We start from the raw sequence: 16,125 nt of genomic DNA, 5'->3' as shown, positions 1-16,125 counted from the left end.
CACCATGCCAACTGCCCATCACCTGCTTGCTGCTTCACTTTCGCTTCTTGCCGCCAGCGCCGTCGCGCAAACCGAGTATGCCTGGGTCGGGACCTACAATCCCAACGGCGAAGGGCTTTACCGTTTTACCGTTGACGACAAAACCGGCGAGCTACGTGATAAAACGCTGGTCGGCTCGCTGCCTAACGTCGCGCAGCTGACCGTCTCGCAGGATGGCAAAACGCTGTATGCCGCCAGCGAAGTGGAAAAGGGCGTGGTGCAGGCATGGAGTATTGGCAACGATGGTAGCTTAAGTAGCCTCAATCAGGTGGTGTCCGGCGGTGCCGGGCCGGTTTATCTGTCGCTAACGCCGGATAACCGTCATCTGCTGGTGGCAAACTACGTCAGTGGTTCCATTGCGGTGCTGCCGGTGAAAGCGGATGGCAGCCTCGGTGATGCGGTGGATTTGCACCAGGATCATGGCTCGGCGGGCGCCGAGCGACCGGAAGCCGCGGTGGAAGGCAGTTTCGCCATGAGCGACCATAACGGCCCGCACGCCCATATGGTGCAGGCAGACCCGAGCGGGAAGTTTGTCTACTCCACCGATCTGGGGCTGGACCGGATTTACCAATACCGCCGCGACAGCGCGAGCGGCAAGTTAACCCCTAACGATCCGCCATATATCGCGGCATCTTCCGCGGGAGCCGGGCCGCGCCACTTTGTCTTTACGCCCGCCGGGGATGGTCTATGGTTGATTAACGAAGAATCATCGACGCTGACCTTCTATCATCTTGATAAGCAAAGCGGCCTGCTGCGCGAAGGCCAAACGGTCTCGGCGCTGCCGAAAGAGTACAAAGGCACTAGCTTTGCCGCTGGACTGGTGCTCAGCGCGGACGGTAAGCAGCTGTATGTTGCTAACCGACTGCACAACAGCATTGCCCACTTTACCGTGATGGCGGACGGTAGCCTGAGCCATCAGGATGATGTGTGGACCCGTGGGGACTATCCGCGCGGCTTAACGCTGGATAGTCAGGGGCGCTGGCTGTACGTCATGAATCAGCGCAGCGATAACATTACCCGCTTTAGCGTCGCGCCGAAGGACGGCAAGCTGACGTTTGCGCCGGACTATACCCCGGTCGGCAGCCCATCTCAGATGGTGATTTCTGCAAAACCTTAAGCCGTAATATGAAGGAACCGACATGCGATTTCCCAACCAACGTTTAGCGCAACTCTTTAGCCTGCTGCAAAACGAAACGCTGCCGCAGGATGAACTGGCGCAGCGGCTGTCGGTGTCGACCCGTACCGTTCGCGCCGACATCACCGCGCTCAATGCGCTGTTGATGCACTACGGCGCGCAGTTTGTGCTGACGCGCGGCAGTGGTTATCAGCTGAAAATCGACGATCCATCGCGCTTTCAGACGCTGGAAGAGACGGCGCCTAAGCCACAAAATATCCCGCGTACGGCGCAGGACCGTATCCACTTTTTGCTGGTGCGGTTTCTCACCTCGGCCTTCTCCCTCAAGCTTGAGGATTTGGCCGACGAATGGTTTGTGAGCCGGGCGACGCTGCAAAGCGATATGGCAGAGGTGCGCGAGCGCTTTGCCCGCTATCAGTTGACCCTGGAGACGCGCCCGCGTCACGGCATGAAGCTGTTTGGCAGCGAAGTGTCGCTACGCGCCTGTCTGACCGATCTGCTGTGGGAGTTGAGCCAGCAAGGCGCGCTCAATCCGCTCATCTGTGAAGAAGCATTTGACGCCAGCGTGCCGATGCAGCTTGAAGAGATACTGCAGGAGACGCTGACCCGTCACCGCGTTCGCCTGACCGATGCCGGCGAGCGTTTTCTCTGTCTGTATGGCGCGGTGGTGGCTCGTCGCGTCAGCGAAGGTTTTCCGCTGGCGGATTTTAGCGCCGAGGATGTGGCGCAAAACGTACGTGACGTCGCCCACGATGTGGCACTCGCGCTGCAAAAGTTGGCCGGAAAGCCGTTTTCACCGGCAGAAGAAGAGTGGCTGTGTGTGCATATTGCCGCCCGCCAGGTCCAGGATGTGGACCCGGAAACTATCAGCGCCGATGATGACGAAGCGTTGGTGAATTACATCCTGCGCTATATCAATCAGCAATATAACTACAACCTGCTGGATGATGCCCAGCTGCATGCGGATCTGCTAACTCACATCAAAACCATGATTACCCGCGTGCGTTACCAGATAATGATCCCCAATCCGCTACTCGATAACATCAAACAGCACTACCCGATGGCATGGGATATGACGCTGGCGGCGGTCTCCAGCTGGGGCAAATACACGCCGTACGCCATTAGCGAAAACGAGATTGGTTTTCTGGTGCTGCATATCGGCGTCGGCCTTGAGCGCCACTACAACATTGGCTATCAGCGCCAACCAAAGGTGCTGCTGGTGTGCGATGCGGGTAATGCGATGGCGCGAATGATCGAAGCGATTTTGCAGCGTAAGTATCCGCAGGTGGAAATTGTCGCCACGCTCTCCCAGCGTGAGTACGAACAGCTGGAGATGATTACGGAAGATTTTGTTATCTCTACCGCGCGCATCAGCGAAAAAGATAAACCGGTTATTACCATCGCGCCTTTCCCGACCGACTATCAGCTTGACCAAATCGGCAAGCTGGTGCTGGTGGACCGCACCCGGCCATTTATGTTGAACAAGTACTTCGACGAAGCCCATTTCCGGGTGATTGACGGCCAGATGGATCAGCAAACGCTGTTTGCCGAACTGTGCGAGCAGTTGGAGATGGAAGGGTTTGTCGACGCTGAGTTTTATGGCTCGGTGGTCGAGCGTGAAGCCATTGTCAGCACCATGCTGGGTGATGGTATCGCGCTGCCCCATGCGCTGGGACTGCTGGCGAAAAAGACGGTGGTCTACACCGTGATAGCTCCTGACGGCATTGTCTGGGGCGACGAAACCGCACACATCATCTTCCTGCTGGCAATCAGTAAAAGTGAGTATGAAGAGGCGATGGCAATCTACGATATTTTCGTCACCTTCCTGCGCGAGCGCGCGATGGCACGCCTGTCGGCAACGCGTAGCTTTGATGAGTTTAAAACGGTGGCGATGGAGTGCGTCAGCCGGTTTTGAACGGCTGACGTGAGCGATTTATCTCAGATGATGCACGACTTGATTACTGCTGCCGCGCCAGATAAGCGCCGGGTCTTTTAAATCCTGCACGAACTTGCCGTCGACCAGTACGTTGATCAGGTCGACGACCTCCATCTGCGCGGCATTCAGTTCGTCGAGTTTATAGCCGGTCCACACCCAGATATCTTTGCCCGGGCATTCGGCGTGAATCCGTTTCACCAGCGCGAGGATTTCCGCCACGTTCTGCGGGTGCAATGGGTCGCCGCCGGAGAGCGAAATCCCCTGACGCTTAACCCGCGTGTCGTTTAAATCGGCGATGATGCGGTCGGCCATCTCTACGGTGAACGGCTGGCCGGAGTTAACCCGCCAGGTGCTTTTGTTGTAGCAGCCGGGGCATTCGTGAATGCACCCTGAAACAAACAGGGTGCAACGCGTGCCGGGGCCGTTGACGATGTCGACGGGGTAGTATTGGTGGTAATTCATTTCTGCTTCTCAATTGACGCCATAGCAGCGTTGGCCGCTCTCTCTCACCCAGGTCACTGACTAAAGTAAGCTCCCCGGGATGCTTTCGTTTGCCGCCTTGCTCTAACGCCAATTGCTTTGCGGAAAGAGGTAAAGGGAGAGCGCTGGTTTTCACCCTCTCCCTTGCGGGAGAGGGCCGGGCTGAGGAGGAAAACGACCCGCAAAAAACGATGGTTAGCTTAACCTAACTGCCCATTCCCCAGATGCTTCACGCGGCGCTTCACTTCTTCTTGCTTACCGGCGTTGAACGGACGTGCGTCCGGGCTGCCGAGATAGCCGCATACGCGGCGCGTCACCGAGACGCGGGCGGCGTCGTGGTTACCGCATTTCGGGCAGGTGAAGCCTTTGCTGGTACATTCAAACTCACCGGTGAAGCCGCACTCGTAGCACTCGTCGATTGGCGTGTTGGTACCGTAGTACGGCACGTGCTGGTAGCTGTAGTCCCACACGTCTTCCAGCGCCTTCAGGTTGTGCTGGATGTTCGGGTACTCGCCGTAGCAAATGAAGCCGCCGTTCGCCAGCGGAGGGTAGGCCGCTTCGAAATCGATTTTGTCGTAAGGGTTAACCTTTTTCTCCACGTCGAGGTGGAAGCTGTTGGTGTAGTAACCCTTGTCGGTCACGCCTTTCACCAGCCCGAACTCGGCGGTATCCAGACGGCAGAAACGGTCGCACAGGTTTTCGCTTGGCGTGCTGTACAGGCTAAAGCCGTAGCCGGTCTCGTCTTTCCATTGGTCGACCGCTTCACGCAGACGCGCGACGATGGCCACGCCTTTTTCACGCAGCATTTCGCTGTCGTACATGTGTTGGTCACCGAACAGCGCGTTGATGGTCTCGTGAATACCGATGTAGCCCAGCGAGATGGATGCGCGGCCGTTTTTAAAGATTTCGGACACGTCATCGTCGGCTTTCAGACGTACGCCGCAGGCGCCTTCCATATAGAGGATTGGCGCGACGCGGGCTTTTACCCCTTCCAGACGCGCAATACGGGTCATCAGCGCTTTACGTGCCAGCAGCAGACGCTCGTCGAGCAGCGACCAGAATGCGGCTTCATCCCCTTTGGCTTCCAGCGCGATGCGCGGCAGGTTCAGGCTTATCACGCCAAGGTTGTTACGCCCGTCGTGTACCTGTTCGCCCTCTTCGTTTTCCCACACGCCGAGGAAGCTGCGGCAGCCCATCGGTGTTTTGAACGAACCGGTAACCTTAACCACCTGATCGTAGTTGAGGATGTCTGGGTACATGCGCTTGCTTGCGCACTCCAACGCCAGTTGTTTGATGTCGTAGTTGGCATCGCCCGGTTTGTGGTTCAGGCCATCGCGAATCGCAAAGACCAGTTTTGGGAACACCGCGGTTTTGCGGTTTTTGCCAAGGCCAGCAATACGGTTGCGCAGAATCGATTGCTGAATCAGACGCGATTCCCAGCTGGTGCCGAGGCCAAAACCGAAGGTGACGAACGGCGTCTGTCCGTTGGCGGTATGCAGCGTATTCACTTCATACTCCAGCGACTGGAAGGCGTCGTAGCACTCTTTCTCGGTGCGAGACAGCGCGTACTCTTCGGCGTTCGGGATCTGCCACTCTTCGGCAGTTTGGCGGTGCTTGTTGAAGCTGGCGGCAACGAACGGTGCTAACACTTCATCAATTCGGTTGATGGTGGTGCCGCCGTAAATGTGGCTGGCGACCTGCGCGATGATCTGCGCGGTGACCGCAGTGGCGGTCGAGATGGATTTCGGCGGTTCAATTTCCGCGTTGCCCATCTTAAAGCCCTGAGTCAGCATGCCTTTCAGATCGATAAGCATACAGTTGAACATCGGGAAGAACGGCGAATAGTCGAGATCGTGGTAGTGAATCACACCGCGCTCGTGCGCCATGACGACGTCGTGCGGCAGCAGGTGCTGGCGCGCATAGTGTTTAGCGACGATACCGGCCAGCAGGTCACGCTGGGTTGGGATCACTTTACTGTCTTTGTTGGCGTTTTCGTTAAGCAGCGCCGAGTTGGTCTGCTCAACCAGACCGCGAATTTCCTGGTTCAGGCGGCCGCGCTTTTCGCGCTGGCTGTCGCGGTCGTGGCGATATTCAATATAAGAACGGGCCAGCTGCTTATACGGCCCGGACATCAGCTGGTTTTCAACGGCGGTCTGAATCTCGTTGATATCAACCTGCGATTGGTCCTGCATTTGCTGGCTAACGATTGCTGCGACGGTGGCGCAATAGTCTGCGTCATCGACTCCCGCTGCTTTAGCTGCACGCAGAATTGCTTCTTTGATGCGCTCTGATTTGAACGGCACTTTACAGCCATCACGTTTCATCACATGCGGTGTCATGATCACTCCATTATTTATAAGAACAGGTTATCCACAGCGGTGGGAAAACAACAATTGGCGTAATAGCTCCATTAACCAATACTTTCCCCTGAGTGCGGCCCAGGTTATCCACATACCGACGATCTTCTTCGTGATTCTCATTGTTGCAATGATAGTCGATAAATACCATATGTTGGGCCGGGGAGCATTTTAAGTTCTATATGTAGTGATTTGCATCAAAGATGTTTACGCTTTTATTGATGCAGAACAAAGTAAAAATGCAAGAGTACAGATGACAGGCGTTGAGGGGATATGTAAATTTTACTGTGTAATAAATGCGCAAAAAGGGCCGTAAAACAGCGTGATGCAGGCAGACCCGGCAGCACAAGGCTACCGGGCCGTGGGCTTAGCCCAGAAGCCACCAGATAGCTTCAAATGGGCGCAGCGTCATTGCCGCCGGTTTTTGTGCGGCATCGCCATAGTTACTCATCAAAACGCGACCATCGACCAGCGTTTCCGATGGCTGCCACGCTTGCGGTTCAGCACCAAGGTTGGCAAGCACCAGCAGCGTTTTCCCCTGATACTGGCGGCGATAGCACCACAGCGAAGGATGCTCAGGCAGCAGGTCCTGATAATCACCCCATGTCAGTACCGGCTGTGATTTACGCAGCGTAATCAGCTGTTGGTAGGCATAAAACACCGAATCCGGATCCGCCAGCGCGCGTTCGACGTTGATGTCCGCGTAGTTATCGCAGACGCCAATCCATGGCTCGCCTTGGGTAAATCCGGCGTTAGCACTCGTGTCCCACTGCATCGGCGTCCGGCTGTTGTCGCGAGATTTACTGGCAAGGATTGCCAACAGCTCATCGGCGTTTTGCTCAGCCGCCAGCCGTTCGGTATACATATTGTGGCTTTCCACATCGCGATATTGCGCGATCGTTGCGAAATGCGGGTTGGTCATGCCAATCTCTTCGCCTTGATAGATGTACGGCGTTCCCTGCATGCCGTGCAGCACCATCGCCAGCATTTTAGCTGCCGTGACCCGGTATTCACCTTCATCGCCAAAACGTGAGGCAATACGCGGCTGATCGTGGTTACACCAGAACAGCGCGTTCCATGCCTTGTTGTGCATTCCTCGCTGCCAGTGGCTGAACAACGATTTCAATGCCACGTAGTCCGGGCGCGCCAGCGTCCACTTTTCACCGCCCGGGTAATCAACCTTGAGGTGATGGAAGTTAAAGGTCATCGACAGCTCTTTGCCATCGAGCGAGGCGTACTGCTGGCAGTTTTCCAGCGAGGTGGAGGACATTTCGCCCACGGTCATCAGCCCGCGTGGGGTGAAGACATCGCGGCTGAACTCCTGTAGGAATTCATGCGCGCGCGGGCCGTCGGTATAGAAGCGGCGGCCATCGCCCTGGTCATCATTGGGGAAGGACTGATCTTTGGAGATCAGGTTCACCACATCGAGGCGCAAACCATCGACGCCGCGATCGGCCCAGAATTCGCAAACCTTCTTCAACTCATCGCGGACCGTTGGGTTTTCCCAATTGAGATCGGCCTGCTCGGTGGCGAACAGGTGCAAATAGTATTGGCCGCTGGCGGCGTCCCACTGCCACGCGTTACCGCCAAATTTTGAGCGCCAGTTGTTCGGCGGCGTCTCCGGCGTGCCGTCGCGCCAGATGTAGAACTGGCGGTACGGGCTCTCTTTGTTGAGTGATTCTTTAAACCACGCGTGGTGGGTTGAGGTGTGATTCAACACCATGTCGAGCACGATGCGGATCCCGCGCTGGTGCGCCTCGGCAATCAGCGTATCGAAATCGTCGAGCGTACCGTAAGAGGGGTCAATCGCCGTGTAGTTGGCCACGTCGTAGCCGTTATCAACCTGCGGTGAAACGTAGAACGGCGTTAGCCAGATGGCGTCGATACCGAGCTTTTGCAGGTAATCCAGACGAGAGGTCACACCGCGCAGATCTCCCGTTCCGCGGCCGGTGGTGTCCTGGAAACTCTTTGGATAAATCTGGTAGATAACGCCGTTCTGCCACCAGTGAGGAAGTGTATTCATGAGGTTGTCCTTTAAGAAGGCGAAGGGGCGCAATTGCGCCCCGAACAAAGGTGAGACTTAGACCGGCAGCGTGCCCTGGCGCAGTTTGCGCTTGTACACCATCATGGTCAGGATAATCGGCACCACAATGGCGATAACCATCGCGATGCTGTAGACGCCCCAGAAGGTCGGCTTGATGGACAGAATGCCCGGCAGGCCGCCAACACCGATGCCGTTCGCCAGCACGCCGTTCAGGCCGCACAGCAGACCGGCAATACCGGAGCCGATCATGGCGCAGAGCATTGGGAAGCGGTACTTCAGGTTGATCCCGTACATGGCTGGCTCGGTGACGCCCAGATAGGCAGAGATAGCCGCCGGGACGGAGATTTCACGCTCGTTGCTCTTACGGCTGCAAATGATGATGCCAACCACCGCAGATGCCTGCGCGATGTTAGACAGCGCAATCATCGGCCATACCGGCGTACCACCCATGCTTTGAATCATCTGCATATCAATCGCCAGTGTGGTCTGGTGCACACCGGTAATCACCAGTGGTGCGTATAGGAAGCCGAACAGCGCAGCACCCACCGGTGCGAAGCTGCCGGTCATCAGGTGACGTACGGCGAAGGCCACGCCATCGCCAATCCAGCGGCCGAACGGGCCGATGAAGGCATGGGCGAGGAAGACGGCGAGAATCAGCGAGCATACCGGTACGACGACCAGGTAAAGGTAGTCAGGTACGATGCGCTTCAGGCGGGTTTCAATAAAGCCCAGCGCCAGACCGGCAAGCAGTGCCGGAATAACCTGTGCCTGATAGCCGACTTTGGCGATAGTGAACAGGCCGAAGTTCCATACTTCTGGCACCTGCTGGCCCAGCATATAGGCGTTCATCAGCTGTGGGGAAACCAGCGTTACGCCAAGGACGATACCGAGAATTGGCGTGCCGCCCATTTTTTTCACCGCCGACCAACAAATACCCACCGGCAGGTAGAAGAAGATGGCTTCGCCAATCAGCCATAAGAAGTCATAAATGGTTTGCAGCGACGGGTGCATCTGCGCCAGCGTCTGGCCGTTGCTCATCGGCAAATCGCCGATGACATTGCGGAAGCCTAAGATCAAACCCCCGCTGATAAGCGCTGGCAGCAGTGGGAAGAAGATTTCGGCGAAGTGCGAAATCATCTGCTCGTGCCACTTCATGTTCTGGCGTGCCGCCAGTTTGGCCTGCTCTTTATCTGCCGATTTCTGACCGGTGGTGGCCAGCAGCGCATCATAGTAGTCACCAACTTCGGTACCAATGACCACCTGAAACTGCCCGGCGTTGGTAAAGCAGCCTTTCACCATTGGCAGCTCTTCGATGGCCTTAGGGTTGGCCTTAGCCGGGTCGTTAAGTACGAAGCGCAGACGCGTGATGCAGTGGCTGACGGTGGCGATGTTCTCGCGTCCGCCCACCAGTTCGATAAGTTTATCGATGTTTTTTTGTTCTATTTTTTTGCTCATTATAGGGCCTTAAAACAGAGGTGAGATCTCCCCGATACCCGCCACTTCAGGCTGCTTGAGTCTGGCAGCCTGACGGACTCAGGATCAAAACCGTAATTAACACGCTGAATATAAGCGTACCGGGTTTAGGTTTTCGGGAAAATGGGAACGTTCCCGAAACGTCGCGACGATCACATTAAAGCTGACATTAAGCTTAGGCCAGGATCGCCGGGATCACTATCTGATGCGGCTCGCTTTTGCCGCCTATCTGGGCGATGAGCTGTTCTGCGGCGCGGCGTCCAGCCTCGGCATAGCCGGGATCGACGGTGATAATTTCCGGGTGCAGGAACTTGGTGAGAGGGGTATTACCGACACTGGCAAGCTGCACATTGTCGATGCGCTGCTCCTGAAGGTACTTACTGGCACCGAGGGCCAGGGTATCGGTGGCACAAATCAGTGCGCTGGTGTCAGAGGTTATCACCTGGCGGGCAAAATCGTAGCCCTGTTTCATTGCCAGGCCCGGCAGTGCGGCGACGGGCGTCAGCTTGTGCCGTTTGCAGAAGGCCTGATAGGCATCGTGGCGGCGCTGGCCGGTGGTGGCGTCGCTGGCTGGCACGCCGAGGAAGCTGATATGGCGATGGCCGAGATCGAATAGACGCTGCATCAGTTGGGTGATAGCACCGGTATCGTCATAGCAGACGGAGGTAAAGCCGCTGGCATCGCGCGCCATTAGCACCAGCGTGGATTGCCAATTGCTCAACATCGCTTCGGTGACGCCGGTAAAGCCAAACAGGATCACGCCGTCGATGTTGCGGCGCTTAAGCATCGCCAGATGTTCGACCACTTTTTCCGGCGAGAACTGGCTCTCCATCATGATCGGGTCATAGCCCTGTTCGTAGAAGGCGGGCAGCATGGTTTGCACGGCAAGGTTTTCGGAAAGTGAATCCAGGCGGGTGACGATAATGGCAACCACTTTATCGCTTTGCCCACGCATGGCGCGCGCCGAGCGGGAAGGGGAGAAACCGTGCTGCTGCATCACCTCTTCGACGCGTTCGCGAGTGCGGTCGCTGACGCCGCTCTCATTATTCAGCACGCGGGAAACGGTGGATTTACCGACGCCACTCAAACGAGCGATATCTTTGATGGTCAGTCGATTTTCCAGCATATAGTTGCCCCGCGTGAATAATTTCTATGGTTAAACCTGATGGTTTACGTGCCGTTGAATTGCCGACCGTTATTATATCGCTCTAATGGTCACACACCTTATGATTTTCTCCGTATAATTCGCGGCGTTTTTCTTATCTAACTTACCGGAGGCGTTATGGATCCCGATCCCACCCCTCTCTCCTGCGGGAGAGTAATTTCCCGGTAAGCCAGTTTTTGCTGCCTTACCGATGCTGTGAGGCAGTGACATCCCATTTCATGTCCCTGCAAGAAAAAAACATTGCCTTCAGGCTAGAATTATCTGTGCCTGTTGGATCGACTGCGTTCGTCTCAAACGATCGCGGGGGACTTTTTTATGCTGAAAAATTTAACCCGGCAGCTGTTTGCACAGCTTGGCCGCCATTTACCGCGCCGCTTAGTCCAGCGCGATCCCATGCCGACCCAGCAAAGCGTCGCCAACACGCCGATTCCGCCATCGCTGAGCGAACACTGCCTGAAAATGGCGCAGCTCAGCGAGCAGGAACTGTGGCAGGCGTTTAATAGCCACCCGGAAGGGCTGAATGCGCTTGAAGTCGAAAAGGCACGTGCCGAGCACGGTGAGAACCAGCTGCCCGCGCAGCAGCCTCAGCCGTGGTGGGTACATCTTTGGCTGTGCTACCGCAATCCCTTCAATATCCTGCTGACCGTGCTGGCCGCCGTTTCCTACGCGACGGAAGATCTGTTCGCTGCGGTGGTGATTGTGCTGATGGTGGGAATTTCCACCCTGCTGAACTTTGTGCAAGAAGCCCGTTCCACTAAAGCTGCGGATACTCTGAAAGCGATGGTCAGCAACACCGCGACGGTGCTACGGGTCATCAATGACCAGGGGGAAAATGGCTGGGTTGAACTGCCTATCGATCAACTGGTGCCGGGCGATATCATCAAGCTTGCCGCCGGGGATATGATCCCTGCCGACCTGCGCGTGATTCAGGCGCGCGATCTGTTTGTCGCTCAGGCATCACTGACCGGTGAATCGCTGCCGGTCGAGAAGGTCGCCAAAACCCGCGAACCGCAACAGACGAACCCGCTTGAGTGCGACACGCTGTGCTTTATGGGCACCAATGTGGTGAGCGGCACCGCCCAGGCGATGGTGATTGCCACCGGTGCCAATACCTGGTTCGGTCAGTTGGCTGGTCGCGTCAGCGAGCAGGAGAGCGAACCGAATGCGTTCCAGAAAGGCATTAGCCGCGTCAGCATGCTGCTTATTCGCTTTATGCTGGTGATGGCGCCTATCGTGCTGGTGATTAACGGTTACACCAAAGGCGATTGGTGGGAAGCGGCGCTGTTTGCGCTGTCGGTGGCGGTTGGCCTGACGCCGGAAATGCTGCCGATGATTGTGACCTCAACGCTGGCGCGTGGGGCAGTGAAGCTGTCAAAACAGAAAGTGATTGTGAAGCACCTCGACGCCATCCAAAACTTTGGCGCGATGGATATTCTCTGCACCGATAAAACCGGGACGTTGACCCAGGATAAAATCGTGCTGGAGAACCACACCGATGTTTCCGGCAAAGCCAGTGAACGTGTGCTGCACACAGCTTGGCTGAACAGCCACTATCAGACCGGGCTGAAAAACCTGCTGGATACCGCGGTGCTGGAAGGGGTGGATGAAGTGGCGGCGCGTCGGCTCTCCAGCGACTGGCAGAAAGTCGATGAAATTCCGTTTGATTTCGAACGCCGCCGGATGTCGGTAGTCGTGAGCGAAAAAGCGGATGTTCATAAACTGATTTGCAAAGGTGCGCTGCAGGAGATCCTCAACGTCTGTACGCAGGTGCATCACAACGGTGAAGTGGTGCCGCTGGATGAGACTATGCTGCGCCGTATCAAGCGAGTGACCGACACGCTGAACCGCCAGGGGCTGCGCGTGGTGGCGGTGGCCAGCAAATTCCTCCCAGCGCGGGAAGGCGATTATCAGCGTATTGATGAGTCTGACCTGATCCTGGAAGGCTACATTGCGTTCCTCGATCCGCCGAAAGAGACCACCGCGCCGGCGCTGAAAGCGCTGAAGGCCAGCGGTATTACCGTTAAAATTCTGACCGGCGACAGCGAACTGGTGGCAGCGAAAGTATGCCATGAAGTCGGGCTGGATGCGGGCGAAGTGATTGTTGGTAGCGACATCGAGCATTTAAGCGATGACGAACTGGCCCTGCTGGCGCAGCGTACCACGCTGTTTGCCCGCCTGACGCCGATGCATAAAGAACGCATTGTGACGTTGCTCAAACGTGAAGGGCACGTGGTTGGCTTTATGGGGGACGGCATCAACGATGCGCCGGCGCTGCGGGCGGCAGATATCGGCATCTCCGTCGATGGTGCGGTGGATATCGCCCGTGAAGCGGCCGATATCATCCTGCTGGAAAAAAGCCTGATGGTGCTGGAAGAGGGGGTGATTGAAGGGCGTCGTACTTTCTCTAACATGCTCAAATACATCAAAATGACCGCCAGCTCGAACTTCGGTAACGTCTTTAGCGTGCTGGTGGCCAGCGCCTTCCTGCCATTCCTGCCGATGCTGCCGTTACACTTGCTGATTCAGAACCTGCTGTACGATGTATCCCAGGTGGCGCTGCCGTTTGATAACGTCGATGACGAACAGATTCAGAAACCCCAGCGCTGGAACCCGGCGGATCTTGGCCGCTTTATGGTGTTCTTCGGGCCGATCAGTTCGATCTTCGATATTCTAACTTTCTGCCTGATGTGGTGGGTGTTTAAGGCGAATACGCCGGAAATGCAGACCCTGTTCCAGTCCGGCTGGTTTATTGAGGGGCTGCTATCGCAGACGCTGATTGTGCACATGATCCGTACCCGTCGTATTCCATTTGTGCAGAGCCGCGCCGCGTGGCCGCTGTTTGCCATGACCCTGGTCGTGATGGCGGTCGGTATCGCACTGCCGTTCTCACCGTTGGCAAGCTACCTGCAACTGCAGCCGCTCCCGCTGAGCTATTTCCCATGGCTGGTGGCGATTCTGGTGGGCTACATGACGTTCACGCAGATGGTGAAAGGATTCTTCAGCCGCCGTTATGGCTGGCAGTGATTGGCGGCAGACAAGAATCATCAATTGAAATAGCGAGAAACCACCAAAGGGTGGTTTCTCGTTGGGAGTCATTACACGAAAAAACTAAAATCCTGGATGGGATATTAATTAAACCAGCCGCTGGCTTTTTCTTCGCGTGCTTTCCCTTCGCTTTGCATCAGATCGCGGCCACCTTCAGAAATATTTCGGTTCGCATCTGCATGGGATTGCAGGACATCGGTCTGAGCTGCTTTGTTTTTTAGCTCTTGATCAATGAAATCATTTTCTCGCTTAACGCGAGCTTCTTCTCTGGCCAGCGCTAATTTCTGCTTTTGAATCTCCAGACTGCGAAGTTCGTCTTCAAAATTCTGATCTCGTTTTTTATCGAGAGCAGCGGCAGCGTCACGTTTGTCATTTCGGGCCTGTTTTTCTTGCGCAGCCGCTTTTGCTTTTTGGTTTGCAATAGCGGCCGCATTGGCTCGTCTTTGTTTTTCTAGCTGAAATTCTTTTTCGCGCTGCGCTTGAAGAGCATCACGTTGACGGTTTGCTTCCGTTTTTCCTTGCTGTTCTGCCTGTGCAACAGCAGACAGTTGGGACTGCAATGAGTTGGAAAATACGGGATGGCTTACCGTAGCTAAGAGAGTCAATAAAAGCACTTTCTTCATGATATCTCCTGATTGTTATTTTTTCTCAGGGCACGTAGCGTTAGGTTGAATTCGTGTTTCGTTGTCCTTGGTCGAAATAACCATTGCCAACCCAGTGGTGAATTGACATGTTTTTCCAACCTGGGTTGATGTGAAAATTTTGGTGTCTTCTTTGTAGGTTAAAGAAACACCTTCCACGATAGTTTTATCTTTTACCATTGTTCCCGCCGCCGCACCGACGGCACCACCGCCAACAGCGCCAGCAGTAGTGCCTAATGCGCTACCGCTGCCAGTGTTATGGCCCGCTACGCCGCCCGCAACCGCACCTAAAATGGCACCAAAAGTTTGCGCTGCTTTTTTATTCGCCGTGTTATCAACAGCCACTTTTGCCGGTAAAACCGAGATAATATTAACGGTCTTAGTTTCCTGCTTTGCATTCAGATGCTGCGTGTCATAGACGTCAGCCGCATAGTCATCGGCATTTGACTGACAACCGGTGAGGGAAATAGCAGCCAGTAAGGCAATAGATAAAGTACATTTTTTAAAGTTCATACAAAGTCCTTGTTAACATTATTCAACTATCTATTTGAGATGAAACGAGCACAGAATTTATTCGTTATTCGACAAACACCTCGGATGGTAAAGTTAATCCGTAGTAGGTATTTATTTTCCTGATCGACTCATGACAGTTGAAACTTAAATTAGGATAATGATTTTTATTATTGATGTAATGACTGGATGAAACTATAAGCGGCGAATGAATAGCTGAGGAAATGGGTTGATATTATTTATTGCGGGATAGTATTAGTCGTAAATAATAGGATGATAACCGCACCGTGAAGTACGAGGATGGTATTACGGCTGATACTTTTACGGAAAAGAAAGAAGCTGAATAAAGGCTGATGCCTTTATTCAGCTTATCATTTAGCGACGTACGGCAATCGCTTCGATTTCAATTTTCACGTCTTTTGGCAGACGCGCAACTTCAACGCAGGAGCGCGCCGGGAAAGTCGCGTTATGCTCGGTGAAGAACGCTTCGTAGGTGGCGTTAACGGTCGCGAAATCGTTGAGATCTTTAACGAATACGGTGGTTTTCACGATATCGCCCACTTTGAGGCCGGCGGCTTCAACGATAGCTTTTACGTTTTCCAGCGACTGGCGAGCCTGAGCGGACACGTCTTCCGCTACGCTACCGTCTTTCGGGTCAACCGGGATCTGACCGGAAGTGATAACCATACTGCCCAGGTCAACGCCCTGAACGTATGGGCCGATAGCGGCTGGTGCCTTTTCCGTCGCAATAGTCTTGCTCATGATATCTCCAGATGAACTGCAGTAATAAGGTGTTAGCCATTATAGAGAGCCAACATTTCAATACCAACCGCAATTAGTTGGCCAGCACCACATAATGAGAAAACTCTTTTTCGCAGTATTTACATTTGAGTGCGATGTCATCAGCGCGTTTTTTCACTGCAAAGCTTGATGAAACGGGCTCTGCGTGACTGATGCAGTTGCTGTTCGGGCAGACTAGCACGCTATCGATACGATCCGGCAGGCTTGGGCGCGATTTCCCCACCACTTCATAGTTGTCGATGCGGTTAACCGTGGCTTGTGGTGCGTACAGCGACAGCTGGTTAACCTGCTCGTCGGTCAGGAACGTATTCTCAATTTTAATCAGATCTTTACGGCCCATTTCGCCGGACGGCAGGTTCAGGCCGATGGTGATGCGCTGATCGGTTTCGGTCAGTTTGAACAGCGTCAGTAACTTAAAGCCAACTTGTGCCGGGATATGGTCGATCACCGTGCCACGTTTAATGGCTTCTACCTGCAATTTGTTATCGTGTGTCATCGT

The 16,125-nt window shown here is 54.8% G+C and carries 12 protein-coding genes; 3 read left to right on the top strand and 9 right to left on the bottom strand.

Annotated features, from left to right (window positions below):
* The first annotated feature begins 4 nt into the window (after positions 1-4).
* Both KP80_RS04670 and KP80_RS04665 read left to right on the top strand, forming a co-directional pair.
* Positions 5-1,156 carry a lactonase family protein gene (locus tag KP80_RS04670; protein ID WP_052282422.1) on the top strand — a complete coding sequence of 384 codons (1,152 nt, stop codon included), beginning with the start codon at positions 5-7 and terminating at the stop codon, positions 1,154-1,156.
* 22 nt (positions 1,157-1,178) lie between these two features.
* Complete coding sequence (locus KP80_RS04665; RefSeq protein ID WP_052282421.1) at positions 1,179-3,089, top strand: BglG family transcription antiterminator; 1,911 nt, start codon at positions 1,179-1,181, stop codon at positions 3,087-3,089.
* An 18-nt stretch (positions 3,090-3,107) separates the two neighbouring features.
* Here KP80_RS04665 and nrdG read toward each other — a convergent pair whose 3' ends face one another.
* The 5 genes from nrdG to treR all read right to left on the bottom strand — a co-directional run bounded on the left by nrdG (position 3,108) and on the right by treR (position 10,587).
* On the bottom strand, positions 3,108-3,572 hold the full coding sequence (nrdG, locus tag KP80_RS04660) for an anaerobic ribonucleoside-triphosphate reductase-activating protein (protein WP_052282420.1): 465 nt from the start codon (positions 3,570-3,572) through the stop codon (positions 3,108-3,110).
* A 218-nt stretch (positions 3,573-3,790) separates the two neighbouring features.
* The gene (gene nrdD / locus KP80_RS04655; protein ID WP_052282419.1) at positions 3,791-5,929 is read right to left on the bottom strand and encodes an anaerobic ribonucleoside-triphosphate reductase; all 2,139 of its coding nucleotides are present in this window, start codon (positions 5,927-5,929) and stop codon (positions 3,791-3,793) included.
* Positions 5,930-6,314: 385 nt separating this feature from the next.
* The gene (gene treC / locus KP80_RS04645) at positions 6,315-7,970 is read right to left on the bottom strand and encodes an alpha,alpha-phosphotrehalase (protein ID WP_052282417.1); all 1,656 of its coding nucleotides are present in this window, start codon (positions 7,968-7,970) and stop codon (positions 6,315-6,317) included.
* Positions 7,971-8,027: 57 nt separating this feature from the next.
* Complete coding sequence (gene treB, locus KP80_RS04640; RefSeq protein ID WP_052282416.1) at positions 8,028-9,446, bottom strand: PTS trehalose transporter subunit IIBC; 1,419 nt, start codon at positions 9,444-9,446, stop codon at positions 8,028-8,030.
* Positions 9,447-9,639: 193 nt separating this feature from the next.
* A complete protein-coding gene (treR, locus tag KP80_RS04635; RefSeq protein ID WP_052282468.1) occupies positions 9,640-10,587 on the bottom strand; it encodes a trehalose operon repressor TreR in 948 nt (315 codons plus the stop codon).
* A 357-nt stretch (positions 10,588-10,944) separates the two neighbouring features.
* Between treR and mgtA the strand changes: the two genes are divergently transcribed.
* Positions 10,945-13,653, top strand: a complete 2,709-nt coding sequence (gene mgtA, locus KP80_RS04630; protein WP_052282415.1) for a magnesium-translocating P-type ATPase — start codon at positions 10,945-10,947, stop codon at positions 13,651-13,653.
* Between the two features lie 104 nt (positions 13,654-13,757).
* On the opposite strand, the gene KP80_RS04625 is transcribed toward mgtA, so the two are convergent.
* The 4 genes from KP80_RS04625 to pyrI form a co-directional block, all read right to left on the bottom strand.
* Positions 13,758-14,297, bottom strand: a complete 540-nt coding sequence (locus tag KP80_RS04625; RefSeq protein WP_052282414.1) for a DUF5384 family protein — start codon at positions 14,295-14,297, stop codon at positions 13,758-13,760.
* A gap of 15 nt (positions 14,298-14,312) precedes the next feature.
* Positions 14,313-14,828, bottom strand: coding sequence for a glycine zipper 2TM domain-containing protein (locus tag KP80_RS04620; protein ID WP_052282413.1), 516 nt, complete (start codon positions 14,826-14,828; stop codon positions 14,313-14,315).
* Between the two features lie 372 nt (positions 14,829-15,200).
* Positions 15,201-15,587, bottom strand: coding sequence for a 2-iminobutanoate/2-iminopropanoate deaminase (gene ridA, locus KP80_RS04615; RefSeq protein WP_052282412.1), 387 nt, complete (start codon positions 15,585-15,587; stop codon positions 15,201-15,203).
* Positions 15,588-15,660: 73 nt separating this feature from the next.
* Positions 15,661-16,122, bottom strand: coding sequence for an aspartate carbamoyltransferase regulatory subunit (gene pyrI / locus KP80_RS04610; RefSeq protein ID WP_052282411.1), 462 nt, complete (start codon positions 16,120-16,122; stop codon positions 15,661-15,663).
* Positions 16,123-16,125: the final 3 nt, after the last annotated feature.

Origin of the sequence: Kluyvera genomosp. 1 (assembly GCF_001266615.1) — a bacterium.
GTDB lineage: Bacteria > Pseudomonadota > Gammaproteobacteria > Enterobacterales > Enterobacteriaceae > Kluyvera > Kluyvera cryocrescens_A.
The sequence above is the reverse complement of the archived record's forward strand: the minus strand, read 5'-3'. Positions and strand labels throughout refer to the sequence as shown.

Excerpts from the sequence above, each read along its gene's own strand:
- nrdG (WP_052282420.1), bottom strand. The coding sequence starts at position 3,572 with ATGAATTACCACCAATACTACCCCGTCGACATCGTCAACGGCCCCGGC.
- ridA (WP_052282412.1), bottom strand. The coding sequence starts at position 15,587 with ATGAGCAAGACTATTGCGACGGAAAAGGCACCAGCCGCTATCGGCCCA.
- KP80_RS04670 (WP_052282422.1), top strand. The coding sequence starts at position 5 with ATGCCAACTGCCCATCACCTGCTTGCTGCTTCACTTTCGCTTCTTGCC.
- KP80_RS04620 (WP_052282413.1), bottom strand. The coding sequence starts at position 14,828 with ATGAACTTTAAAAAATGTACTTTATCTATTGCCTTACTGGCTGCTATT.
- pyrI (WP_052282411.1), bottom strand. The coding sequence starts at position 16,122 with ATGACACACGATAACAAATTGCAGGTAGAAGCCATTAAACGTGGCACG.
- KP80_RS04625 (WP_052282414.1), bottom strand. The coding sequence starts at position 14,297 with ATGAAGAAAGTGCTTTTATTGACTCTCTTAGCTACGGTAAGCCATCCC.
- nrdD (WP_052282419.1), bottom strand. The coding sequence starts at position 5,929 with ATGACACCGCATGTGATGAAACGTGATGGCTGTAAAGTGCCGTTCAAA.
- treC (WP_052282417.1), bottom strand. The coding sequence starts at position 7,970 with ATGAATACACTTCCTCACTGGTGGCAGAACGGCGTTATCTACCAGATT.
- KP80_RS04665 (WP_052282421.1), top strand. The coding sequence starts at position 1,179 with ATGCGATTTCCCAACCAACGTTTAGCGCAACTCTTTAGCCTGCTGCAA.
- mgtA (WP_052282415.1), top strand. The coding sequence starts at position 10,945 with ATGCTGAAAAATTTAACCCGGCAGCTGTTTGCACAGCTTGGCCGCCAT.
- treB (WP_052282416.1), bottom strand. The coding sequence starts at position 9,446 with ATGAGCAAAAAAATAGAACAAAAAAACATCGATAAACTTATCGAACTG.